The organism is Pseudoalteromonas sp. BZK2, assembly GCF_014349195.1.
GTDB lineage: Bacteria > Pseudomonadota > Gammaproteobacteria > Enterobacterales > Alteromonadaceae > Pseudoalteromonas > Pseudoalteromonas simplex.
Genome location: NZ_JACSOG010000022.1, coordinates 1 through 26,423 on the forward strand (window position 1 = coordinate 1; position 26,423 = coordinate 26,423).

General features: G+C 39.1%; 14 protein-coding genes. 10 read left to right on the plus strand and 4 right to left on the minus strand.

Features of this window, described 5'->3' with window-relative positions; genetic code table 11:
* The first annotated feature begins 142 nt into the window (after window positions 1-142).
* On the plus strand, window positions 143-724 hold the full coding sequence (smrA, locus tag BIZ38_RS13870; protein ID WP_054551764.1) for a DNA endonuclease SmrA: 582 nt from the start codon (window positions 143-145) through the stop codon (window positions 722-724).
* A gap of 61 nt (window positions 725-785) precedes the next feature.
* On the opposite strand, the gene BIZ38_RS21850 is transcribed toward smrA, so the two are convergent.
* Entirely contained in the window at window positions 786-920 is a 135-nt protein-coding gene (locus BIZ38_RS21850) for a hypothetical protein (protein WP_262387613.1), read from the minus strand.
* Window positions 921-1,015: 95 nt separating this feature from the next.
* Window positions 1,016-1,936 (minus strand): 2-hydroxyacid dehydrogenase, encoded by a 921-nt coding sequence (locus BIZ38_RS13875; RefSeq protein WP_187490537.1) that lies wholly within the window; start codon window positions 1,934-1,936, stop codon window positions 1,016-1,018.
* Window positions 1,937-2,060: 124 nt separating this feature from the next.
* On the opposite strand from BIZ38_RS13875, the gene BIZ38_RS13880 reads away from it, so the two are divergent.
* Window positions 2,061-3,779 carry a lysophospholipid acyltransferase family protein gene (locus BIZ38_RS13880; RefSeq protein ID WP_187490538.1) on the plus strand — a complete coding sequence of 573 codons (1,719 nt, stop codon included), beginning with the start codon at window positions 2,061-2,063 and terminating at the stop codon, window positions 3,777-3,779.
* A 49-nt stretch (window positions 3,780-3,828) separates the two neighbouring features.
* Here BIZ38_RS13880 and dapE read toward each other — a convergent pair whose 3' ends face one another.
* Window positions 3,829-5,007, minus strand: coding sequence for a succinyl-diaminopimelate desuccinylase (gene dapE / locus BIZ38_RS13885; protein WP_054551767.1), 1,179 nt, complete (start codon window positions 5,005-5,007; stop codon window positions 3,829-3,831).
* Between the two features lie 70 nt (window positions 5,008-5,077).
* Window positions 5,078-6,496, minus strand: coding sequence for an MATE family efflux transporter (locus BIZ38_RS13890; RefSeq protein WP_054551768.1), 1,419 nt, complete (start codon window positions 6,494-6,496; stop codon window positions 5,078-5,080).
* A gap of 233 nt (window positions 6,497-6,729) precedes the next feature.
* Here BIZ38_RS13890 and BIZ38_RS13895 point away from each other — a divergent pair, with 233 nt between their 5' ends.
* From BIZ38_RS13895 to BIZ38_RS13930, 8 genes are all read left to right on the plus strand, one after another.
* Entirely contained in the window at window positions 6,730-7,383 is a 654-nt protein-coding gene (locus BIZ38_RS13895; protein WP_054551769.1) for an OmpW/AlkL family protein, read from the plus strand.
* 327 nt (window positions 7,384-7,710) lie between these two features.
* On the plus strand, window positions 7,711-9,924 hold the full coding sequence (locus BIZ38_RS13900; RefSeq protein WP_138616943.1) for a CapA family protein: 2,214 nt from the start codon (window positions 7,711-7,713) through the stop codon (window positions 9,922-9,924).
* A 9-nt stretch (window positions 9,925-9,933) separates the two neighbouring features.
* A complete protein-coding gene (locus tag BIZ38_RS13905) occupies window positions 9,934-11,844 on the plus strand; it encodes a hypothetical protein (protein ID WP_138601489.1) in 1,911 nt (636 codons plus the stop codon).
* Entirely contained in the window at window positions 11,844-14,957 is a 3,114-nt protein-coding gene (locus tag BIZ38_RS13910; protein WP_187490539.1) for a poly-gamma-glutamate biosynthesis protein PgsC/CapC, read from the plus strand. Before BIZ38_RS13905 ends, BIZ38_RS13910 begins: the two co-directional genes overlap by 1 nt.
* Window positions 14,944-17,208 (plus strand): hypothetical protein, encoded by a 2,265-nt coding sequence (locus BIZ38_RS13915; protein WP_187490540.1) that lies wholly within the window; start codon window positions 14,944-14,946, stop codon window positions 17,206-17,208. The genes BIZ38_RS13910 and BIZ38_RS13915 overlap by 14 nt, the downstream gene beginning before the upstream one ends.
* Window positions 17,198-17,944 (plus strand): hypothetical protein, encoded by a 747-nt coding sequence (locus BIZ38_RS13920; protein WP_187490541.1) that lies wholly within the window; start codon window positions 17,198-17,200, stop codon window positions 17,942-17,944. Before BIZ38_RS13915 ends, BIZ38_RS13920 begins: the two co-directional genes overlap by 11 nt.
* The gene (locus tag BIZ38_RS13925; protein ID WP_187490542.1) at window positions 17,929-22,206 is read left to right on the plus strand and encodes a hypothetical protein; all 4,278 of its coding nucleotides are present in this window, start codon (window positions 17,929-17,931) and stop codon (window positions 22,204-22,206) included. The genes BIZ38_RS13920 and BIZ38_RS13925 overlap by 16 nt, the downstream gene beginning before the upstream one ends.
* Window positions 22,196-26,287, plus strand: coding sequence for a poly-gamma-glutamate synthase PgsB (locus BIZ38_RS13930; RefSeq protein WP_187490543.1), 4,092 nt, complete (start codon window positions 22,196-22,198; stop codon window positions 26,285-26,287). The genes BIZ38_RS13925 and BIZ38_RS13930 overlap by 11 nt, the downstream gene beginning before the upstream one ends.
* Window positions 26,288-26,423: the final 136 nt, after the last annotated feature.

Below are 26,423 nucleotides of genomic sequence, written 5' to 3' on the forward strand. Positions count from 1 at the left end.
TAAAAGCGATTTATACTGCGTTATTGATTTTAACAATAGAACCACTATTATTTGCAATCAATGCCTTGCCTAAATCGCTTTTAATTCCAACTGAAACTCGCACCTTGAGGTGGTTTGGGTATAATTAATTTGGAGGTACCTTATGTCATTAAACGACTTCGACTTATTTCTCTCATCTATGGAAGACGTAAAACCTCTTAAGCATGACACTGTTCAATTTGATTCCACCAAGCAAGGCCCTTCTTTAGCGCAACAAGAAAAACGTAAAGCAGCTGAGTGTGATTTAGCAATTGATGAAAACTATTTGCGCAGCGAGTTCGTCGAGCTGTTAGATCCTCATGCCATATTGGCATTTAAAAAAGATGGCGTACAAGGCCAAGTATATAAAAACTTACGTTTAGCTAAATATCAACTCGATGCCACGCTTGATTTGCATGGTCAGCCTCTTCAACGTGCACGTAGTACGTTATTTAATTTTATCGATGACTGTCATAAACGAAATATTCGTGTCGTACTTATTCGCCATGGGATTGGTATCAAAAATAAATCACAGCCAGGTATTTTAAAGAGCTATACCAATAAGTGGCTGCAAGAAATTCCAGCGGTTTTAGCCTTTCACAGTGCTCTTAAGCATCATGGTGGTAGTGGTGCAACGTATGTGATGATTAAAAAATCTGACGAGAAGAAACACGAGAACAGAGAAATCCACTCAAAAAGAAGTTAGTTGAATAAGCGATTAAAGTGCAGCATCTAAACGTGCTGCACTCGATGAGCATGCTGTGTGGTTATGATTGACTAACTTCAATGTCCTGAACTGGTTGCTCCGATGCATTAGCTTGGTTAAACCATGCTGACACACCTAAAACGATAACTGACACGACGACCAGACTAAATTTAGCTCCACTTTGATTAGATTTCATAACGCCTCTTTTATTATTGTTTTTTTATTGAGCAACTCCAGAATAGCAAAATTACAGATGTTAACAAGACGTTTATTAAACAAATTTACAATGTGTCAATAACCTTTTGTTCTATCAACCTGATTTATTAGTTCTTTACCTTCAGTTAATCTCTTAGCATTACCTGCAATTTGCAACGAGACAGACTCTAAATCTGAAATTGCAGCACAGTGAGGCGTTAAGGTCACCTTTTGATGAGACCAGTAAGGGTGCGCCTGAGGTAAAGGCTCTTCGCTGAATACATCAAGGGTGGCGCCACGTAATTGCTCACTATTAAGTGCCTCGAGTAAATCTTCATCGACAACATGTTTGCCTCTGGCAACATTAATTAGCACCGCATGGCTTTGTAGTTTACCCAGCAGTGATTTATTGATAATGCCCTGAGTGTGTTGGTTAAGTGGTAGTAAGCACACGAGATAATCAATTTGACCAAGCATGTCATCTAACCCCTGCTGTGAGTAATAGGTGCTTACTTCAACGTCGTGTTTTTCACTATTAGACCAAGCACTCACTTGAAAACCATTTGCGAGTAAACGCTTTGCACAGGCTTTACCTAGTTCACCGTAACCTAAGATACCCACATGTTGATGTGAATACGCTCGCTTTGGCTTCCAAGTACCCGCTGATTGTTTTAAATAATATTCTTTGAGTCTCAGCTTGTGCGCCAATACATGACCCAATACATACTCTGCCATATCATTAGCAAGGTTATCATCAACAATTCTAACAACAGGAACATGCGCTGCTATCTTTGTTAAGTCGATGCTATCAACGCCTGCACCAAATGAAGAAACTGCTTTTAAATTTACCAGCTTAGGCCATAAATCAGCGGGCGCATTCCAGGCCAGTACAAACTCTACGGCTTCGTAGTCTGTGCACTCAGACCAAAACTGTACGTCAATCTCTGGTAATAACGCTTGTAATCGGGCAATTAATTGGCTGCAATCTCGGCCTGTTACAGCTACAAGTAAAATCATTGTCTTCTCCATTTTAGCCTCGAACACGAAGCGCTCTTTAAAAAGTCACACAACTGCAACCTAACTGTCACAGCGAACTCTTACCCTAACCTCATCGCTAAATGCGTTTATGTTTGAGGTTTGTATGATCAGTGTTGATAAAGTAATAGAAGCAAATTTACCACAATTAGAAAATTCGCCAAAAGTAAAAGGTTTAGTAAAGAAAGGCCTAGGTTATTTATTACATGAGCAAGAGTTTGTTGCCTTTGGTGATGCATACCCACACTTACAGGGGCTTGAATTTGTAGAGCAAGTGCTTGATGAGCTTGACTTTGACACGCGCTACAAGCCAAAACAAATGGAACATATACCAAGTGAAGGTAATGTCGTTATTGTCGCTAACCACCCTATCGGCTCTCTTGATGCATTAGCGCTGATAAAAGTCTTATCAAGTGTACGCCCCGACTTAAAAGTCGTTGCAAACCGCATGCTGATGTCAATCACTCCGATGCACTCGTTACTCCTTCCCGTTGATAACCTCTCTGGTACGAGTAAAAAGAAAGAACTCGCTAATATCCAGCAACACTTAAAATCAGACGGTGCATTATTAATCTTTCCTGCAGGTGAGGTATCGCGCTTAAGTCCAACGGGCATTAAAGACTGTAAGTGGAACAGCGGTTTTTTACGTATGGCAAAAAAAGCCAACGCACCTATTTTGCCTATTTACATCAAAGCGAAAAACAGCCCGTTATTCTACGGCACCTCAATGATCTACAAACCCTTAGCCAGTTTGTTATTAGTCAAAGAGATGTTCAAACAACGACAAAAATCATTAGAGTTTGAAATTGGCGCGTCCATCCCACCTGAGTCATATTTAATCGAAAATTTAAAAGATAAAGAAATAGCTCAGTTGATAAGAAAACAACTGTATCGACTTATCACAAAAAAACCTCTGCCGTTAAAAACGCAAACCCCCATTGCCAGTCCTGAAGCAACGAAAGACCTTAAAAAAGCCATTGAAGAGTGTGAGCTATTAGGTGAAACCTCTGATGGTATGAAAATTTATTTATATCAATACTGTGGTAGCTCACCGATTTTCCGTGAACTAGGACGACTTCGTGAAATTGCGTTTCGGGCAGTCGGTGAAGGCAGTGGTAAACGCCGTGATATAGATAAATACGACATGGATTATCAACACCTCGTTCTGTGGGATGCTAAGCAACTTGAACTAGTCGGCGCATACCGACTTGCCTGCGCACAAGACATTATAGAAAAACATGGCCGCAAAGGTTTATATACTGACAGCCTATTTAGCTACAGCGATGATATGGCGCCGTATTTTGAAAAGGGCATTGAGCTCGGTCGCAGCTTTGTGCAACCCAAATACTGGGGTAGAAAGAGCCTAGACTATTTGTGGTTTGGCATTGGCGCATTTGTGAACTGGTACCCGCAATACCGCTATTTGTTTGGCGCAGTTAGCGTATCTAACGCGCTCCCCGAGCAAGCTAAATCGCTATTGGTTCACTATTACCAGCATTATTATGGTGCTAAAAAAGTGTTAGCTATCCCCAATAATGAATATCGCCATACCGAATCACAAAAAGAACAATGTGCTCAGTTATTTGCTGGGGATGATATTAAAGAAGATTTTGTTGAACTTAAGCATGTGCTTGCCAATATTGGTGCGCAAGTCCCAACCTTATTCAAACAATACACAGAGCTTTGCGAGCCAGGAGGCGTACAGTTTTTAAGTTTTAGCATCGACCCTGAGTTCAATAATTGCATTGATGGATTAGTGCTTGTCGACTTAGATAAAGTAAAAGCGAGTAAAGCCAAACGATACTTAGGGCAGCCACGCGAATAGTCGTTAAAAATAGCTTAAAAAAGTCGGCATATTCGCCGACTTTTTCTTTTTAATTAAAGATATTTCTAAGCGCAGCTAAGTATATTTGCTCAATAGTTTTTAAATCTGCGATAGGAACATGCTCATTAACTTGATGAATGGTATGGTTTCGCACACCACATTCAATCACTTGCGTGTGCTCATTGGCAAAAAATCGCCCATCTGATGTGCCACCACTGGTACTAAGCATAGGGAAGCTGCCTGTTACTTCATGCACGGCTTGTTCAAGCTGCTGCAACAAGCAATTGCTCGCCTGATGCAAGGTATAAAATGATTCGCACGGACGCTCCCAAACAAGCGTTAGCCGCAATGCTAAATCTGCCAATGCAAACTGAATTTCTTCTTTAACGTCTTTACTTTTGTAGCCATGACTATAACGTACGTTAAACGTGATCTCACATTGAGCAGGCACAAGATTATCGACCACATTGGCTATATTAATGCCGGTCACTTGCAGTGTTGTTGCCGAGCTTGTTTCATCTTTGTGCCAGCTAATTGCCGTTAAGCGCTTTACGACCTCTGCACTTAAATGTGCAGCGTTTATGGTGTTTTCAGGGTAGGCAACATGCCCTGCTTTACCTTGAATAGATAATCGAGCAGACAACGCGCCTCGCCTGCCATTTTTAATGGTATCACCCACATGCTGATGACTCGTCGGCTCGCCAACTAGGCAACCATCAAGCACAACACCTTGTTTGGCTAGACGCTCAGCAATTAACAAGGATCCGTATTCAGCTTCGCCCTCTTCATCTGAGGTTATTAACCAGTAAAATGTGCCGCCTTTATTGCTATTTTGCGCTAAAAAACGTTTTGTTGCGCAAAGCATCGCAGCAACACCGCCTTTCATATCTGCTGCGCCACGGCCATAGACACTGCCATCGACTATCTCGCCACTAAAAGGATCAACTCGCCAATCACCTTCTGCAGCAGGGACCACATCAATATGGCCAGAAAAAGCAACGATAGGGCCTTCACCAAAGGTGATTTTAGCAATTAAATTAGTAACATGATTAAAGCTAAATACCTCACAATCAAAGCCGAGCTGGCTTAAGTTACCTTCAAGCCAATCAATTGCACCAGCTTGAGCGGGCGTTACCGATTTAAATCGGAGCAAGGTTTGTAATGTTTCAACCACCTCAGATTGCACCGACTGGTGCGTTACTAACTCTGCATTTGATATCAAACTCATAATAACCCTAATCAGTTAGAAAGCTTAGGTTATTACAACGAGAGATTATGACCGCAGTGTGAAACTTAAATTAATGATTTCCTTCTTCAATAAGGGTTTCTTGAGTTACCTTGGCAATGTCTTTGTCTTCTTTGGTTAATTGTGTTCGTTGCCAACGACCAGCTGCGAACCAAAGATAAGTAATGATTGCCACAAGTACATTGGTGATAGCAAAGGAATACCATATGCCCTGTGGTCCCAGTGAAGTATGCTTAGACAAAATATACGCGGCAGGAAATTGAATAACACATTGTGAAAGCAGTGACACAACCATCGCATTTAGCATGTTGCCTGAAGCCCTAAATGCAGCGACTACACAAAGCTGCACGCCTATTCCGCCCCAAGTTAAGCACATAACCCGAATGAACTCTGCACCACCCGCTATCACAGACTCATCATCAGGAATGAAAAAGGCCACCAAGTATTCAGCAAACAGATAAGCAACAACACCCACTATTGTCAGGCCCAGCAGTCCCCAAAGTGAGGCTAATCGAGTTATTTGTGCTGCACGCTGTGGATTTCCCGCCCCCATGTTTTGACCAACCAAAGTCGAAACAGCCATTGAAAGACCCATTGCCGGGATCATCACCATTTGTAAAATATTAGATCCAACACCATAAGAGGCAATCGTGTGCGTACCAAAGCTAGCTACCAAAAACGACATAATAATTAAACCAAAGGCTCGCGCAGAGAGTTCAACCGAGCCAGGCGCTCCTAAAAAGAAGGCTTGCTTCATATACTGCCAGTCTGGTTTAAAACTAGAGAGTTTAAGTTGAATGCCGTGACGCCCTCGCAAAAACACCCATACCCCGATTGCAGCCGCTAAGCTTTGCGTGATAAGTGTGGCTAGTGCAGCGCCCATTACGCCAAAACCCGAAAAGTCACCAAAACCAAAAATCAGTAAGGGGTCAAGCACAAAATTGAGTAACACAGTACCGCTTACAATATAGAGCGGCACCTTGGTTTGCCCGATACCACGCATTAAGGCTTGAAACATGGCATAAATAAATACAAACACAACGCCGATAAAAGATACATGCATAAATTTAAGGGCATCACCAAACACTTGATCTTCAACACCTAATAAAGTCAAAAAATATGGTGAAAGCATATAGCCTATTAAGCCAAGTATGGTTGCGGTAATTGTCACCATTAACATAGTTTGGGCAGCAACGTGATTAACCTTATCTTGCTGACCCGCTCCCATGTATTGAGCGGATAAAATAGCGCCCGCCATTGCCAACCCAGAGCCAATAGCAATCACTAAAAAAGTGACTGGCATACTGACAGAAACGGCAGCTACTTGCTCTGCCCCTAAGCGGCCTACCCAAAATGCATCGGTCAGTTGATAAGCCGACTGCAAAATATTGATTAAGATGATCGGGATACCTAATTTAAGTAGCGCTTTTGAAATCGAGCCATGAAGAAATAAGTGCTGAGGATCAGCCATGCAAAACACCTAATAAGCAAATAACACCGTTAGTTTACCAGCCGCAACTGAATGTAGAGTCAATAAAAGTCAATCTTTTTTTGATCTTCCCATTTAAAAACTTAATCTAAATCAAAAAATGGCTTCACTTAGTTCAAACATTTTTGAAACTTTGATCTAGAACAGGTTTTGTCCGCTGCAACTTAGTAATAATAGCCTCAACCAAATAAGACAAGTAGTTCGCGGAGAACAACATGAAAACTAAATTAAGCATTGCATTACTTACTTCACTATTAGCACTCTCTCCTGTTGCAAACGCAAACTTAAGCGTGAATGTAGGTGCAATTAATGTAAACCCTGATAACGACAGCTCAAAAATCAATGAAGCGCCAACGTTAGGACTTCGTGGCGATGACAATACCCAATTAGGTATTACGATTGATTACTCTTTTAATGACAACTGGGTTCTTGAATTAGTTGCAGCGACACCATTTAGCCATGATGTTCAAGGAACTGGTGGCTTAGCGGGCAATAAAATTGCCGATATTAAGCAATTACCACCATCACTAATCGCCCAGTACCACTTCTTAGACTCAACTTATAAGTTCCGTCCTTTTGTGGGTGTAGGTATTAACTATACAACCTTCTTTGATGAGAAACCTTCTGCGGCTTTAAAAGCAACATTAGGTACTGACGATGTAGAAGTGAAACTAGATGATTCATTTGGCTTTGCAGCTCAAGCTGGTTTTAACTACATGATGAGTGAAAACTGGGGCCTACATGGCATGGTTTCACTAATCGACATCGATACAGACGCAACAGTTTATGCTGACGGCGCAAAGGCATTAACTTCGACGGTAGAAATTGACCCAGTTGTTGCTATGTTCGGTGTTAAATACAAATTCTAACTTTCATTTTGTGAAAGCCCATACGCACAAAAAGGCCATTTAATGGCCTTTTTTTTCATCTTCATTTAGTCGATTACAAATTTATTCTTTAACTCTGGCATCATATTTGTTAAACCCTAGTAAACAAATTATATTTTTGAAAAAAAACATTTTTTTGAGCTAAACTTCAATTTAAGACGTATTTATTTTGCTAAATTTCAACGGACTAAGAAATATCTGAATTTTCAGAGCCAGCGGTTATTGTTCCCGATAACCAACAAAGATACAATATAGCAATAATAATATTGACCTATACAATGTAAAAAAAATGATAACGAGGCTTGCCTTTTGAAAAAGATTATCAACTATTTACTTATAATTTCATGTTTAACCTTAACAGCATGTAAAGTGAAAGACCCTGATGAAGATAAGCCGCAAGAGCAAAAGCAAGATTCCATCAGTGCTAGAGAAACTTTACTTGCTGGTAAGGCTGATTTATCCCTATCAGTGGTGGATGAGAGTAAAGCCAATTTAAGCAATGTTGTCATAAAAGTCGCAGGACAAAGCTACACATCAGATGCCAATGGCAAAGTTAACATTAGCGATTTGCCTTATGGTAACCATGCCTTAATGGTGCAACAAAACGGTTACTTTGCAAAAGCAGGGGTTATCGTTAATCAACCAAATTATGCAACTTCTCAAGTACAATTAGAAACAAAAGCTCAAAACAGTAAAAGCCTGATTTTTGCTGGAGATACTATGTTTGGACGCCGTTATTTAGATCCAAGCTTATCGACTATGGGAACAAACATCCCCGATGTTAAAAATGCACTTATTCGCCCTGAAACAGCTGGGGCAGATAGTGTTGCAATTACTGCCGATGTTGCTGAGCTATTTTTAAATGCAGACTTTGCTTCCGTTAACTTTGAATCACCAGTAACAAGCAACCCTAGTACCGTTCATCCAACAAAAGAGTTTAGCTTTTTTTCTTTACCTGATTCACTCCAAGGACTTTCAGCCATAGGCGTTGATTATTTGGGGCTCGGTAATAACCATGTGTATGACTATTTACAATCGGGTCTTGAAGACACACTTATAGAAGTTGCAAATGCGGGGTTCTTACACAGTGGTGCTGGAATAAATGACACTGACGCTCTTGCACCCGTGAATGCTAGTCTTGGGGACATTAACTTAACACTTTTTGCTGCAACCTCTATCACTGGAGATGAGCATGAATTTAATTATGTTGCAGAGCAGAGTAAAGGAGGAGCGGCAGATCTTACCAATGCAAATGCAGTAAATGATACTCTACAAGCGCTTGATACTAATAATTTTATAATTGCACAAATGCATGGCGGTGATGAATATAGTTACTCGCCAACAAGTTATATAGACGGTCGGTTCCAAGCTCTTTCTTCGCAAAATACTGATTTATTAATAGCTCATCACCCTCACGTTGCTCAGGGTTTTGCTGTTTATAATGATATTCCTGCAGTACTCGGCTTAGGTAACTTTGTGTTTGATCAACCTAGATTAGACACTCTATTAGGTGTTGCGGTGATGATTGACCTAAACGCAGACACACAAACAGTAAATCGTGCCTTTGCTTATCCTATTTACATTGAAGACTACAAGCCTCGTTTTACCACTGGCTTTTTAAGTAACTATTTAGTGCGCCGTCTAGCAGAGTTCTCAGATGACTCGGTAACGTTAATACCGCGTGACAATTATGCTGAAGTATATTTCTCTAAAGACCAAGCAACAAAGCGTACTTCACAAGTGACCGTTACACTCGATAGTAGCAGTGACATAATTGACTTACGTCAATATGCACCATCATCCGCTGCATACTTGTCTAATATTGAAGTGACTAGTGGTGAGCTTAGCAATAGTATTTTAGGCCGAGACATCATGGTATTCGGCGATTTCGAAGACTGGGATAACGACTCAGAAGCTTTTGAGGTAAGTCGCTGGGATCATACTAGTGATAGCGTTTTTCCTTGCACCGATAAACCCTACGCTGGGATTCAAGCTCTTTGCTCTAGCCGCGATGAGTTTGACAATACCCCTTCAATCATTCCTTTTAGACACACTATGCGAGTGATGGAATTGATTGACGAAAATGGGGCGCCATTATTGAGTAAAGATTTCTCATTATATGGCTACTTACAATCTGAGAATGGTGGCAAGCTAGAAAGCTTGTTAACTTATACAACCGAAATTGATGATCTTACTTTTTCGGAAAATGAAGTTGTTATCAGCAACGGAGGTGATAACTCGTGGCAAGTATTTAGCCATGATTTCAGCTTACCTTCTGACGACTTTACCCTTGGCCCAAAAAACTTACCGCCTCGTGGTATTAAGCTTCAATTTAGACAATATGCGCCAAGTAATGGCGAAGCAATAACGCGCTTAGACAATATCGCGATGATCACTTGGCAAAACCCAATCAGTCTTGAAAATAAGCAATGGCAAACCAGTAAAATGCATGGATTTGACTTTTTAAAAGTCTCTGCAAGTAATGATACGAGTATAAAGCTCACTTTCACTTTACTTGACTAAGGAGGAGCAGTGGCTGTATTTCAACAATTGTTACGATTGAGGCACCAACGTGCGTTTTGGTTAACAGTTAGCTTATTTGCGATTGTAATGTTCAGCAATTTACTGAACCTATTTCAGGCAAGTAATGCTTTTTTATACCAAGCACTTGAGCCATTAGGTCAAACACAGCAAACTAATATCGTATTAGTCAACAGTGATAATTTGAGCAATAATCACCAGCAGCTGGTAAGTAAACTTCATGATTATAAACCAAAAGCGATTATTGTCTTAGCCGATGAACCTTTGCAGCCCTTACCGATAGACAATGTATTCTATCCGTACTCAAACAAAAGCTATTGTGTCCCTCATGTAATTGCTTGGGCAACCTATCAGATTCAAATTCCTTCTCAAGAGGGTTTGAATTGCATAAGTATTTGGCAAGAAATATTTGATTATGAAAATAACCAAATAGCCTTGATTGACTTTAAGCTCGCCGTGGCCGCTTTACCAAAATTTAGTGCTCAAAGAGTGCTTAACTTTGATGTTATGAGTGAACAATTAGAAAATAAAGTCATCATTGTGGGTCAAAAAGCTTCCTCATTTAACGTGCAAATACACGCGCCAAAACTTAACGGCTTACATGACCCACTATTACTCACGGCTTACATGGCTGACAGTATTGATAAGAACACTGTAGTAACACTGCTAAAACCAACCTACTCTATTGTTATTGAATTAATTTTAGTGGTGGTTCTGCTTTTTAGCTTTCAGAAACTATCACTCTTTTACTCATTTTTCATTGCCTTCATGAGTATTTTTGTCTGGTGCACAATTGGTTATTTTTTCGTTGAATCAATGCAGATTTATATCCCAATAGGCCAGTACATTATACTTACCTTTATCACCCTTCTCTGGATCCTAGTTGTCCGCAAAGTAACAGAGGATGCAGAGCTTAATGTTGTGGTAAATAATATCCAACAAAAGATGATGGGACGCTTCATACCACAAAGCTTTATAGATCAAGCTTCGCCTTGGGACCCTATTATTCAGTTAATTAGTCAACAATTAGACTTAGAGAAATCAATTTTCCTTGCTCGCAAAGAAGATGATCACCGAGTTGTAGAAATTCGTGCAATGAATTGTAATTTAGATGACATACAAGAAATGCGCAGAGATTATCAACGAACGCCCTACAGTAATGCGTTAAAGTCATTGGGGATAGTGCAAATAACTCGACCTTTTTTTAAGCATGTTAGTGCGAATGAAATTGAATTTATGGTACCGCTTGTTTATGCCGGTGATGTACGCGGTTTCTGGGCACTTTCAGTGATCCCAAATACGCAGTTCAATCAACAAGCCTTTGAAAAGAATGTTAATAGATTTGCTGCTCAAGTCGCTGAATTGCTATTCCATTACCATATTTTTAAAGCCACTGAGAGAAAAAATAAAACTCTAATTAACCAACTACTTAACTTGAGACTGCATGAGCCTACGAGCCAGCGAGTTAAGCGCTCTATTGATGAAATGGAGCAAAAAATGACAACTTTAGAAATGGTATTCAGCCACACTCGTTCTGCTAATATTTTGTTTAACTTATTTGGCCAAGTTATTCAGACGAATGCCGCATTAGAGCAATTTGCAAAACAACATCAAATTGCAGTCTTTGAGATGACTGCATTAGATCTATTATGCCGCTGTTGCAAACTGGATACTGAGGTTGCCAAGGGCAAACTTCGTTATGTGACGTTAAACAAAGCTGAGATAAGTTTACCTGCCAAACTTAATAACCGAAACTATACGCTAAGTATTAAAGCACTGAACACCGACAGTTCGCAAACTGCCTCAGGCGAACCATTTCAAGTATCAGGTATCTTATTTGAATTTATTGATAACCATGCTGTCATAGACGAGCAAGAAGCCACTAAAGAGGACCAAAGTTAATGGACTTTGTACTCGCGCTTTTTCCTGCAGGCACAGGCTTAGGCCAGTCTGTTATTACTACCGTATGGGTAGGTACTGCGGTCGTCTGCTTGTTAAATTTGCGTTTTGGTTTCCCTCTGACGGGGCTTGTTGTACCAGGCTACCTAGTCCCTTTACTGATTATTAGCCCAACCTCAGCTGCGGTTATTATTATCGAGGCAATCGTTGTTTATGCATTAATGCGCTTTAGTGCTCATTATATGATGGAAAAGTTTGGCTATGGAGAAATGTTTGGGCGGGATCGCTTTTTCGCCATAATCTTGCTTAGTATTCTTGTGCGTGTCTGCATGGACACATTGTTTTGGCCTTTAATTGCCGCTCAGTTAAGCCAATGGGATATTACTTTTGATTATGCATCTCAGCTTTATTCTTTAGGCCTTATTATTATCGCACTAACAGCGAACGTGATGTGGAACGGAGGGTTTAAGTACGGGCTTAAAGTAACTTTCATTCAATTACTTATCACTTTCTTGCTAGTTCGTTTTGTCTTAATGCCTTTTACTAATTTTAGTATTGCTAATTTGGGTATTATGTACGAAGCCGTTGCCGCTTCAATCATCGCGGCACCAAAAGCATATATCATACTAGTCATCACTGCATTTATTGCTTCTAGAGCAAATATAAAGTACGGCTGGGAGTTCAATGGAATAATGCTACCGGCATTACTTGCACTGCAATTAACTCAGCCTTCAAAGCTTTTAACTTCTTTTATAGAAACGGCCGTTATTTTAATAATTGGTAGCTCATTGGTGCATTTTACTCGGCTAAGACATGCGAACATTGAGGGTGCCAGACTATTAATGTTCTTCTTCACTATAGGCTTTGTCTATAAGTTAATACTGAATTATGTCGTTGTTTGGTATTTCCCTACGCTCAAAGTGACAGACACATTTGCATTTGGCTACATGCTTGCAACTCTACTGGCACTAAAAATATATCAAAAGAACGCGCTTGGATTAGTAATCAGAGCAACATTTCAAACTTCGGTAATTGGCGGCATTTTCGCTATTACTGTAGGTTTCTTAGTGATGTTAGTGCCCTCTTTGCTGTCTAATCAGGATGTACATTCAGATATCGACAATCCACATGTCATCACCTTAAATCAACAAGTAAGCCAATATAAGAGCTACTTATACACAACTCGGACAGATAAAGTAACAGTCAGTAGTTATAAAGCTAATCAAGCAATCAATGATTTTAAGTATGCTGTTTACCATTTAAATCAAGCACTTGAGAACAAGCAACCCATAGCAAAGTTTGGTTATTTATTTAGCGAGCTGGGTTTTTCGCTTGAAAGTGATGAGCAATATGTTTACTTGGTAGATACCTACGAAAGTCAGCAAAGAGGGCTATTTATTTTTAATAAAACGCCAAAATCTCCTTTGTTGATAACTATTCCCTATCCAATTACAGAAAGTCTAGCGAGTGACTCTGCAAGCTTGATTTTTCAACATATGAATAATAAAGCAATGTTATTTGGCACTGCTAAAACGCCACAAAAAACGATTGCAACGGAAGATCAACAAAGCTTTTATTATCAAGCTTTCATTGACGCACTACAAAGTGACGAAATCTTACAAATTCGAGAGGCTAATCGCTTCACAGCAGCACTAGTTGAAAAGCCTTCTAATAAATTCGACAGCCAATATTGGATATATAACCAACTACCAACTTCAATTAGCCAAAGAGACATTCACCAATTTATAGGCAGTGAGGCAACTTATTTTGGTGCAGCAACACAAAGCAGTTTGCCAACAGCGAATTACTCGGGCTCTATGCTTGAACTATTTTTAGATAGTGCTAACTATACTAATATTTTGGCTAACATTTATCGCGATAACTATAAGTACAATACCCCCCAAATTAACGTTATCAATGAAGAAATAAATACTATTGTTGACGAGTTTGCTTATCAAATTAGTAAAAAAGGTAGTTTTGAGTATCAACCTCTATCAGAAAGCCAAATAGCGCTGTGGGAGTATGAAGTTTTAAAGCCACTCTATAAATTAATTACACAGATAGGTAATGCCCCACTGACAGAAGACAAGCTTAATCAGTTAAAGCAAATCAATGGCACAACCGAACTACTTAACTATCAATTGCAACTAATCAACAATAGCAGTGGTCGATATCTATTGTTAAGCCCACTTAAAAATAATGAAGCACGCTCACAAGGACAAGGGCTTTACGCTTTTAAATTGACTGCTCATGAAGCTATCACACTCAGTGTACCAAGGCCTTTATTTGAAAGTAATACGCTGAGTTTTGCAGCTGAATTATTCTCCGAGGCAAACACTGCCAATTTATTAATTGCGGGGGCTCACCCTTATGCGCACCCTAAAGCTAATGTACTTGGGGCTGATAATATTGACTCTTTATTTAATGTTATTCATCAAAGCTATTTGCGCTTTACAGCTAATCAGCCTAGTTTACACATTCAAATCCGCAGCCATAGCGCGCCGTCATGGGTACGCCCAAATGCAATTGCATTCTCAGCTACGCGCATCAGCGATGTGGCCTCGCCACTAATGAAACAAATCGACGGAAAACTGAATAACTTAGGGGTTGAATATCAAGTAGTATCAGGACAAAAATCAACGCGAGGTCTTGAAATAGGCAGCTCACCTCAATCAGGATACCAACAATTTAATAGCAATAGTGAGCTGGCAACATTATGGCTGGCATCAGACTTTAAAGAACAATTTTCAATCGACCAAAACAGCGTATTGCAACGATTATTGGCAATATCTACCAATACAAAGGTAAAAACTATAAATCTGGCTACCTTGTCGCCACTAAACTGGCAAGCAATCTCGACTAAAGAAAAGCAACGAATTCAAACTCTCGTTAAAAACTATATAGCTCATCAGCGTTTAACATCATTAAGCGGTTTCTGCGAGCAAATTAAAGATTGCTCTTTACACACCATTAAGCTGGAAAATGCAGACAAGTACGCGCTTATGATTAAGTACAATAACGATATTGTGGCAATCTACAATCCAACCAATAACCAGCTTATTGATCTGAGCTTATTTAATAGCATTATGGCTGGAGGCGCATATGTACTTAATTAAACGCCTACTTGCTATTTTAGCAATCACAATTGCTTTAGTGGCACTTTTTTATTTCTCACGAAACATAATGGTATGGATTGAGTCAGCTGAACCCATTGATGCGCGTACTAGTCAAGAAACACGTTCAAATGTACAGTGGCTTAGTAGTCAAAAGCCACTACAGTTTACATTTTCAAATCAACGTACTCACTCACTGCGCATTTTATCAAATGCCGTGTTTGATCAGTCGGTCATACTAGATCAACCGGTTAATTATGCAATTAAATACGTGCTATATGATCAAGAAGGAGATGTCATTTTAGACAAGGTTTACCATCATGCATCTAAATTGGTTACAAACTCGCAAGAGCAACAAGTAAAACAAATAATTGAAAACAAACAATCATTGAACGTCGCATCTGGTCAATCTTTTTATTTACCTATTAAAGATTACCCTAATGCTGCGAGTCTCGATCTAACGCTTATCCCTGAACAAACTAACCTACAGGGTGTGGTTGTTAGGGTCCACGCTAAAACTCCTGAGCAAAGTATTGATCCGCTTAACAGCTGGCTAAAGCGTCCTTTAGAAAGACGCAGACGCGCAACTGATTACCTTACTATGGGAGAAAATACTTTAACTGATGGAGAGATTAGAAATGCGATGGCCTTTTGGTGGCAAAAGATTGCACCCCAGGGAATTCCTGACATAGATTTTAAATCAGACATATTGTATGAAAGTTTACCCTACAATGTAGTCACATATGACTTTAGTGAACAGCAACATGATCTAGGCTCTTATTTCACGAAACCGGGTCTTTGCGCGAGTATTCGCTTAGAGGAAACCGATAGCCTGATATTCAAAACAGACAAACAAGGGCTGCTTCCTTCGTTAATTTGGTATGACAAACTACAGTTTTCCCCTCCTTTACCCGTAAACTTTAGTGCAATAGACGAAGCTAATAGTTATCAAACTGAGCCTCTTAATCCGGGCTTAGTCACAATCTGCAGTGAAGATAATTTATTAACGCAATGGCGAACTTTATCTGGTAATGCAATCTTAACTAGTTACTCAGGCAGTTACTTGGCTAACAGCCAATCCTCTGTCAATTTTGATATTGAATCGCAAAGCCATTTAAATATTGAAGTTCGAGCTCTTGAGACAAGCCATCTAAATGTCACCTTGTTTGATGAAAGTAACGAGCAAATCGAGAGCTATTCTGTGACATTGAAAGGACAAGCTTCAGAGTTTGATCGTTTGATTGCCGAAAACACGCAACGTCAAGATGTTGGAATGTTAGTAACTTACTATTTGCGCTCGCCAAAGAATGCAAGGCGAGTCGAAGTCAAGGCAGATAAAGATGTCTATGTTCGTCTGAAATCCCGCTTTGCTGATTTTAACTACCAAAGAACCTTAACTCACGGCTTGGTGACAGAATCACCTACAAACTTTCATGATATCGCTGCGTGGTATGAACAGCGCGCCAATAATCATTATGAACTTACATTGATGGGGCACTTTTCGAATATTCGGACTTTCACGCCACCAGCAGAGTTAGATCCACAAGTCACATACTATCAATCTAGGGAACTATTTGATCAGCTACCAATTTCAAATGTAGCACTGACACTAAGCCCCAATAAGTACTATTTACCTAAACAACCCGCTCAGGTTTTTAACTACGGTATTTATAATAAGAATAATTATACGCCGTATATTAACTCTGAAGATAACAGCCTAATTTATCGTTTAAAGGGGAATAGTGCTAAAGAAGCTAATATGGCGGATTTATCTGTTTCACAACTACAGCAAATCCAAGACAGTTCTCGCTCAATGTATCAAAATTGGTATGGTAATCGGCCTTGGGTTAAACAACGCCTGTACCAACTAAATAAAAAGACTCCTCTAACACTCAGATTAGATAAGTATCAGCGCCCTATTAGTCTTGTTTTCAAAGTTGCTAAATCAAATAATAAGGCTCCCGTTGAACTTAGTGTCAAACAAAGAGCAAAATACAAGTCAGGACTCACGAGCGAATACAGTATTAAAAAGCAAAAATATCAGCTTTATCCATCTGAACTAATTAATGCTTTTTTGATTCACCCAAAGAATAGCCGACTGAATAGCTACCCAAGTGTCACGCACTTAGTATCAAGTGATATAGATACTTTACACTCAATAACAATCGAGTCATCAGAAACAATCTGGCTGTCTATTCTCGATGAATACCCTGCTCAAGAGCAAAAAGTAAGGTGGTGGAATAATGAAAATTAATGCTATGTTACTGGTTTTTTGCACTTTTATGGCGGCATGCAGTGCCGAGGAAACTAGCTTGCATGATTTAACAGAAGATTTTCATGCTTGGCTATTAAAGCCGAACACTGAACTAACACACTTCAATTACAAGGATGGTGTTTTTAAAGCAAAAAATACAGTTACCTCCGGTGGCGAGATTCATTATAAGAAGACTGGTAATAACTGTATTGCATATGCACCTCATCGCTATTTTGATAAACACACGCTAAAAATAGCCAAGGCAGTGTTTGCTGAATGTCAGGTGTTACTCACAAATTCAAAACATAGAAATACCCTTGATCAAAGTAATAATAAACTCGATTTTGGCAAATATAAAGTTAGTAGTGCGAATGCATTTATTCTTGCCTATGCTAAGACTGTAGAGTCTTTTTCTATTTATCAGGTACATGGGTTTGCAAAGGAAAAGCGAAAAACTTTACAAGGGCGTAATGCAGATATCATTGTTAGCAATGGCTCTAAAACACCGTCAAAAGCAACTGTAAAAATATCTGAATGTTTAAATAATCAAGTAGGCTCTAATGTTATGCTATTTGGTCGTGATGTTTTTGAGCTCGGAGGGACAAAAAATATACTTACCGACATGGCGCCTGTTAATAGCCAGTTTTTTCATATCGAGTTAAGCCGTCAAATGCGTGAGCGTTTAATAACTAATAGCCAACTTTTAAAGCAGTTTAGCCAATGCCTTATATCATAATAGCCTTAGTCACTTTTACATTATTCAGCATCAACATGGTGTATGCTGCTAAGCCTGAGCATGCGGTTCTTGAGCCCCCTCTTTGGTTACAAACAACGCCAAAACTGGCCCCTTTAACGTCTACTCAAGAGTTGCAATTTGATGCCAAGCAGCATCAGTATTTATGGCTACCAGAAGGCCATTGGCTTGAGATAAATCCCGATTTATTAAATCAATTTATTATCAGCGCCGGAAATACACAATACATTCAGCAGCGTTTACAAGTTCATCGAGATCTACTTTGTAATTCGAAACGATGCCAGCTTCCGGCAACAGGCCATAATCGTATAATTGCCATTCAGAATCACCTTGACGAAAGCGCTAGTTTTAGGGCTCTTGTCGGTCACTATCAAGCAAAAAGAGATAGTTTTCGACGTGCACTCAAACTAGCAAAACCATCTGTTTTATTGACCACACAGCAAGGCAATGAGCGTTATTATCAACTGCATAAAGATGAAGAAGTTACGCTGTTTTTTCCTGCAGCAAAAAAATTAAAGCTATCTGTTAGGCAGAATATGCAACTTCCTGATCGAAACGGTGTTGTGTACGCCTATGTTGATAACGTTTTAACAGCAAAAGTGAATACGATTAATAGTCTCGCTGTTGAATATTCAGATAAGAATGTTGGTTTAGTTAACTCAGATTATTTGGCTATCGACGCAGGCCAATACCTAACCATTAAAAGCGCAACAAATTCACTGGTTAAAATAGAGCAAAGCCACCGCGCAATTTATGATGATGGTGCAGCCGCAAAAGAACAAGAAAAGCAACTAATGCCATATTGGCTAAATACTGCCAATGATCATTTAAAATCAATTTACCAAGAGCACTCGTTGGGGTCGTTAAGTAACACTGTTTTTTCTGAAAATGACCCGCTTAACGTAAAGCGATACTATAATTTGCTTTCGATGATGAGCATCGATTCACAACTTGTTGGCAGCTATCGAAACCAATTGCCTATAGAAAGTAAAAGTGAAACCATCACCGAGCTTGCTGAGCTGCGTTTAGTCGATCACCATTTTTACCCTCGTATCAATCATCAGACTAGACTTTTAACAGCTCTGTCTCAATCTGCACAAGTGTTTGACTTAACGGTAAAAGAACGAGCTACGCCTTGGCTTACCTTAATTGCAAAAAGTAACAATGACACACAATTAAAATTCACCGCAGGTGAGCAAAGCTGGCTAGTTAACCTGAAAGCGACAGAACACTTTCAAACATTAACACTCTCTGTGCCTTTAAAAGAAAAATCACTTTCTATACAAGCAGTTAAAAACACAACGGAACATATTGATTTTGCACTATACGCAAGAACTCTAGCTGATATCCCCATGGATGAAGTACTCTACCAGCAGCCGAACAAGTTAAGTGCAAAGAGCCCTACCACAGAGCTGATTATTAAAAACTACTTGCACAAGCAGCATGCGGACTATTTAGCATCAATTGAACCTTATACACCCGCACAGCAGCAATTAAACATAACAGATTGGGAACAGCTGCTAATGACTGCTAATGATTTAGCAGAATCTGCGCCATTGGATGCCCTTCGCTTTTTGAAAAAGCTAAGCCAGCATAGTAACCATCAAGTTGCGGAAAAAGCATGGCAAGCAAGAATTGATATTTTGAGGCAGCAAAAACAATTCCATTTAGCAAGCAGCTATTTAGAAGGTTTATACAAAAGTGCAAAACAGGCTCAACTGCAGCATTTTGCAAGTTTAGAGTTGATTAAAATTTACCAAGAGCAGCATCAAGACTACAAACTATTTGCCTTGTGCGCTGGTAATTTATCGTCAATTTCCAATTGTAGAAAAATCTTGATCAGGCTTGCTGTTAAACAGCAGAAAAATCGTTTAGCGACGTGGCTAGCTCATCAGTCTGATCAGCAAAACATCGCAGAACCAAGTTTCGCAGCACTAAATTTTCAAAGTTTGGTTTCAAATACTAAACAAAATGACCCTTTATACCACTTAGTAACAGCAGAGCAAGCTGGACTTATTGATGGACAAGGCAAAATACAAAATACCGTGCTAAGTGATAAGAAACCGTGGAAATTTACTGCTACGCACCCTATTCATTTAGCGATCAAAGCTCGGGTAGCTGCGAAACAAAATGGTGAATATCAAACGGCTTGGCTAAAAGCCGATAGCCAATATCAGCATAAATTGATGCCAATTTTTAGTGATATTCCAGCAAATATTCAGTTTGTAGATAATCAGCAACTAGCATCTATATCGGCAACCTTAATTATAAGCTTGCAAGTCGGAGAAACTCTGACTTTGAGCGCTGATCATATGACATATCTTGATGTAAGCCTGCTCCCTAATGATTTAGTTTCACAATTTGACTACCAGTCTGATGCTGCCAATAACCTGACTGCAATAGACTTTATGTCATTAGTTTATTCACCTACCGCATCACAGTATGACTTATTAATTAATGGCTTATACCAATTAAGCAAAAGGCGTTTAAACGACAATCAATACACTCAGCTACTGCAACGTCTAGAGACCTTACCAGCAACAGCTAGATCGACCTTCATTCAGAATAGAATTGAAAGTTTTGGTCAGTGGCAACCTATTGAAAGCATGCTAGATTATGCTGGAACTCGACTATTTAAAATGCAAGCTCCTGCACAAAGTAGCTTTGCTGATCGTTTTACCTTGCTTAACACCCAGTCTGCGTCAGAGCAAGGGTTACAGTTACGACCATTCCATACTTTGCATATTGATCTAGCTCAAACTGCTGGACAACAAATCCGTTTTAAATTTCACTTCTCTACTGCAGAGTTAGCACGAGACAATGTCGCAAATGTTTCACTTCGCCTAGCTAATGAACTGAAAACCCGGTCAGTTTCACAACAACAAAGTGTGCCATTTACTTTTACTAAGCAAGAGCTCGATAACAACATAATCAGTATTAGATGGCTCAACCCTTACCTATCACAATACTTAACAATAGAAGCAGAACAATATCTAGCCGGAAAATGGCAGCACTTAGAGCTACCAACCAAGTTATTATTCTACACGGTAATACCGGACACACCGCTAATAGCAACTTTATCGGCCGACAGGCTAATCAAGTTGGAAGAAATCGACGAACAAAGACGAACAGAACGTCGCTTTTTTCATCCTGCAGGAAAAATCGAAGTTAAAGCTGAAAAGTTGGAATATGTCCGCCTATACAGTTGGCAGTTAAGCGAACATAACAATAAAATTTCTGCTTACTCGCAGACTAAAGCTGCCCTGCCAGAGTTGATCACCTATCAAGCGCCTGAAAAAGTAGAAATCGTTAAGGAGCAAACAGAACTACACGCAGATGAACTCAACTGGCAAGTTTTTGCTCGTTATGATCAACAGCAAATTTTTCAAAGCGCTGAAGATATTCCCACCCGCGAAGAAACTGATATTGGCGCTAGAATTCGGATAAATGATGATAATCAATGGTATCAGTTAGAGGGATATTACTCATTCATTGATACGCAAACTGATATTATTAATTTAAATGGATATTACTCTTGGGAGGATGAAACAACGCCTTGGTATATTGATAGCCAAATTAATAGTCGCTGGCAAATGAGCCGAGAGCAATTTGATAGTCAATACGCGATTGATGCCAGCATTAGTATTGGCCAAATATGGCGACAAGACTCAGTGCATCGCCATCAATGGCAAATAACTCCTTATGTTCGCTATAGCAGCGCTGATTTAGCTGACTACCTCGCTGATGATAAGCTTAACTCAGGTATTTTTAATTTTTACAGAGAAAATCATTCATCTGGTTGGTTAGGGCTCTACCAATATAGATATCAACCCTGGGTCGATAACTACCTTAATTTTGGTGTTTCTTCCGGTTCTAATGATGATTGGAGCAGCTTGGATTATTTACGTTTTAACTCTAGTTGGAATCAATATTATGAAGGCCATATTTTCCAGCTGGGGCTAGATAGTTATTACCGCTTCGCTGATGAACATCGTGCTACTGCCACATGGCAATATATCTCTCGCTTTGCATGGCAAAAGCAGATTGACTTAGGGGGCTTCTCACAAGGCTGGCTTAAAGTAAGCTGGCAACAAGATTGGGTTTGGAATAACCACAATATTAGTGTTGAGTTTTCATCTGGCAATAACTTGCATACGGGCTTTGCTCCCTATGCACACGATGAAATTATTTTTCCAACACTTCAACTTAACCATTTGTTAGAGCTGAGTGACTATGAGCAGTAAAGTTTTAAAAGAGCGCCTTGAGTCTCTACTATTTGCCGATATAGCCAATTTTTGGTTAGACCTTTATCGCCAAAAGTATAAGCAACTCGTTAACGAATTAAGTGAGTGGGAGCTTATAAAGAACCAGCCAGATGATAATGACGAAGATGATTGGTTGTTACTTCAAGCTATTGCTTTTTTAACTCACAAAATTGATAAGCTGCAAAACCAATTAACCAAACTTGATGGCGATCATCGTCGCTTTGTTGAGCGTTTGAGTCATGCGGAATTAAAAGCCGAGAGGCAATTTCATATCCTTGATTATGCAAAAACATTAGGGGCAAGTGAGTTGCAACTGCAAAAGGATCAAGATGCTTTTCAGCGTTGGTTTGATGAAGGGGCAATGATTAATCGTTACCAAGATAAAACCTCTGAACTTGAGCAATCATTAAAGTTTTTGATAGGAAAGCTCGGTGATTTAACAAACCGTTATTTACGTAATCACCAAAATGACATGGCTCAGTCATGGTTAAGGCTCGATTTAGAAGGCTTCTTTTTAAACCTACTAGAAAAAACAGACAATGAAGCAACACGAAACTCATTATTTAGAGCGTTAGCTAATCAGGTAAATTTGCTTAATGAATATGTCGAAGATCCTGAGTTTAATGCAGATTTAGTTGAAAACTTACTACAGTCATTAGAGAAGCCAACAACACCACACGCAGCAAAAGTCGATATTTTAGAAATACTAATTAATCTTAGGCCCACTTTTACTCGCTACTTTATGCGCTCTCATATTGATCTGGACGTTGATAAAAACGGCAAAGTAGATCGCCAGCAGTTATTTTTAATTACTTCATTTGCCAAAATCATCAGCAAACAGTTTTCCTTAAATGAGGCAAACCGTAAACTGATTTTTTTACTTGCTAAACATGCTTACCCTCGTGTTCGTCAAAGTGTTATAGAGCAATGTTCCGTTTTGCCTTGGTCATGTGTAACCGATTTACTCAATGAGCGAATGCAACTTGAAAACAGCCCAGCTGTAAGACTAACATTAATTAAACAGTTATCAGACCCGCGCTTTAGTGAACAGCAATTAGGCTTTAAGTTATGGCAACAACTCCTTGAGGAAACTGATAACTTTGCAGAACAACGTCTATTACTTGAACTCACTCCGAGGATCATGTTTAACCTTCAAGTTGATAATGATAATCATGACTACACTCAAGATATATTTAAAGCGTTTATAAATGTATTAAACCGACAACTTGAAGAAAAAACTAACCTTGCAGTAAAACGTATTATTAGCCGTGTTCGAGAGCAGTTAGTCAGTTTTATGCATCAGCAACAAGTTGCACAATTAGAGGTGAGCTTAAGTTCAGACACATCCATTGACTGTAAAGAAGTAGATGAAGATTTGCTTGGTCGACTACTAAGTAAACAAGCTCAGCATTATGAAGCGTTCAATGTTAACCTAAAGAAAAAGTCATGGCAGGTGCAATTGGGTTATAAGCGTGGCTTTAGAATCTGGCGCTTATGGCATGAATTTAAGAACCCTAGTACCGGAAAAAGACAAAGCTATAACCATTTACAGGCCAGAAAGCCTAGTGCATTTATGCATGTACCAAGTTGTACTGTTGCAGAGATAAGCCAGACAGAAGTACCCGGTGAGCCTCGTTTTGATGAGCATCAATTTAGCTCACGACCACACTTGCCATTACTTGATTTCTTATTAAGTACCTTGTCTCAAGATAATTTAAAAGCGCCAGCTAAATCCTATACCCCTGATGGCATTTTGATAGCTTCACCACCAACAAGTTTATTTAAGCGTTTATATGCATACTGTTGGATTTCATTGAACTACGAAAAATTGAATGAGTTACGAAATGGTACTGAAGTAGAACAACAACACTACCTAGAGAACATTCGCAGTAAGGGCTTTACGCTAGACTTCCAACCATATGGAATGTTGTTTGATGTAGCGTTTCCTGTCGAATCAGGTATTGCTAACCTTTATAAAAAGCTCGCAATTACACCCTTTATTTTTAACATTGGGTCAAGCTTTAAAGAGTATGCGTATTCAATTTACCAAAACAGCATTGGTCAGCTAATATTTTTTGTCATTAGCTTTATCGCTTACTTTTGGGCGAGACATATAAAAATCAGCCGTCAGATTCAATCTGACAGAGCACTTATTCCTGTATCAATTGGCGGCTGGGGAACACGTGGGAAATCCGGAACAGAACGCCTTAAAGCGGCCCTTTTTAGCAGCTTAAGTCTAAAAGTAGTAAGTAAAACAACGGGCTGTGAAGCTACGATGATTTATGCAAGGGCAAGTGGTGAGCAGTTTGAAATCCCCTTATTTCGTCCATTCGATAAAGCCAGTATTTGGGAGCAAGGAGATGTTTTGCACTTTGCTAAGAATGTAAAAGCAGACGTATTTTTGTGGGAATGTATGGGGCTCACACCACGTTATGTGCGTATTCTTCGCAACTGGATGAAAGACAATTTCTCAACCATAACAAATGCCTACCCAGACCATGAAGATATACTCGGTCCAACAGGTATCGATGTTGCAAACGAAACCAGTCACTTTATTGGCGAGAATAGCTTAGTATTTACCAGCGAACAAAATATGGCTCCTATTTTAGACGTCAATGCCAAGCAGAAGAACTCAAGTTTGATCCAGGTGCATTGGGCCGATGGCTTGCAAATTACAGACGATATACGTTCTTTATACCCGTACCAAGAACATCCAGCTAATATTGCGCTAGTTTGTAAAATGGCACAGCATATTGGCTTAAGTAAAGACTATGTTTACAAAGAAACATCGGCCAGAATCATTCCCGATATTGGTGTTTTACAACATTTTGAAAAAGCTAAAGTGGGTAAAGTAGAACAATCATTTATTAATAGCATGTCAGCAAATGAACGTTTAGCAACGTTAGAGAATTGGCAACGGTTAGGGATCTATGATTTAAATGACAACCCCAAAAAACAGGTTATTGCTTTAATCAATAACCGAAATGACCGTGTGGCTCGCTCAAAAGTGTTTGCAGATATTTTAAGTCACGATTTGCGTTTCGATAAAATAGTTGTAATTGGTACAAACGTTGATGGGTTTTATAGCTACTTTATTAACGCACTCATTGAGCGATTAGATAAAATTATTGCAAATAATGATCTAGAAGAATTTAATAAACTTTTATCTCAGTTCAACTTTTTAACTGAAGAACAATTAATTGCTCGGTTGAGCGACGCATACGATCTAACTCTTGCTAATAAGCTCATAAAATTAAACGGCGACTCGCTTAAGAAATCTAATATTAACGCTCTTTTGAAAGATGCTACCGGTAACTCAAATGAGGCCGAAGCATCGGCTATTTTACAAAATCTATTTGTTTATCAACAACGTCAAACATTAGAGTTGCTTAAGCAAGATATCGTTAACAATAGCGAAAAGCTAAAAGAGGTTATTGTAAATACAATAAAATCTAACGTTGTGTTACATGAAAACAGTAGTTTATCTGCTGATGAACTAACGCGGTCAATTGCCCAATTAGGTTTAGTAAATAACCATCAAGTTATTGTTGGTATGCAAAACATTAAAGGCGCTGGCTTGAACTATGTTTACGCTTGGCAGCAGTGGCAGCGAATAAACCATACTCTTGAACATCTATTTGACCAACAATGTACAGCTAAGGAGTTCAGAACAGCACTAACAAACCTCAACATGATTGTTTCCTTTAATAGGTTAGAAGTGGCCACATTAAAACAACATTTGAGCACATTGAAAAAAATGCACTTGGCGCAGAATGAGTTCTGCCAAGCAGAAATCACTAATCTACTTGAAAAACTTGAGGCATATAGTTCTGAAGATAACATTGAGAAACAGCAAGCATTGCCTATTCAATATTTAAATCAAGTGGTTGAGTCATTTCTTGATGCAGGAGCAGCTGTTAAACGTAAGAAAAGAGCAAATCAAATTTATAAAGATATAGCTGATCAGCGAATTACCTTAGAAAAGGCGATAAAAATATTAGGCAAATTAAGCCGCAATCAAAAATCAGGTTGGTTTGCTAACAAATCTAAACCCAATTAACTTTTAACCTAGCATAAAAACGCAAGGTAATCCAAAAGGATTGCTTTGCGTTTTTTATTATTTTCCCATCGAAAAATCAGAATTTTCCTACAAACTAAATTCTTATTAAAAATCAAATGATTAATATAAAAAATTA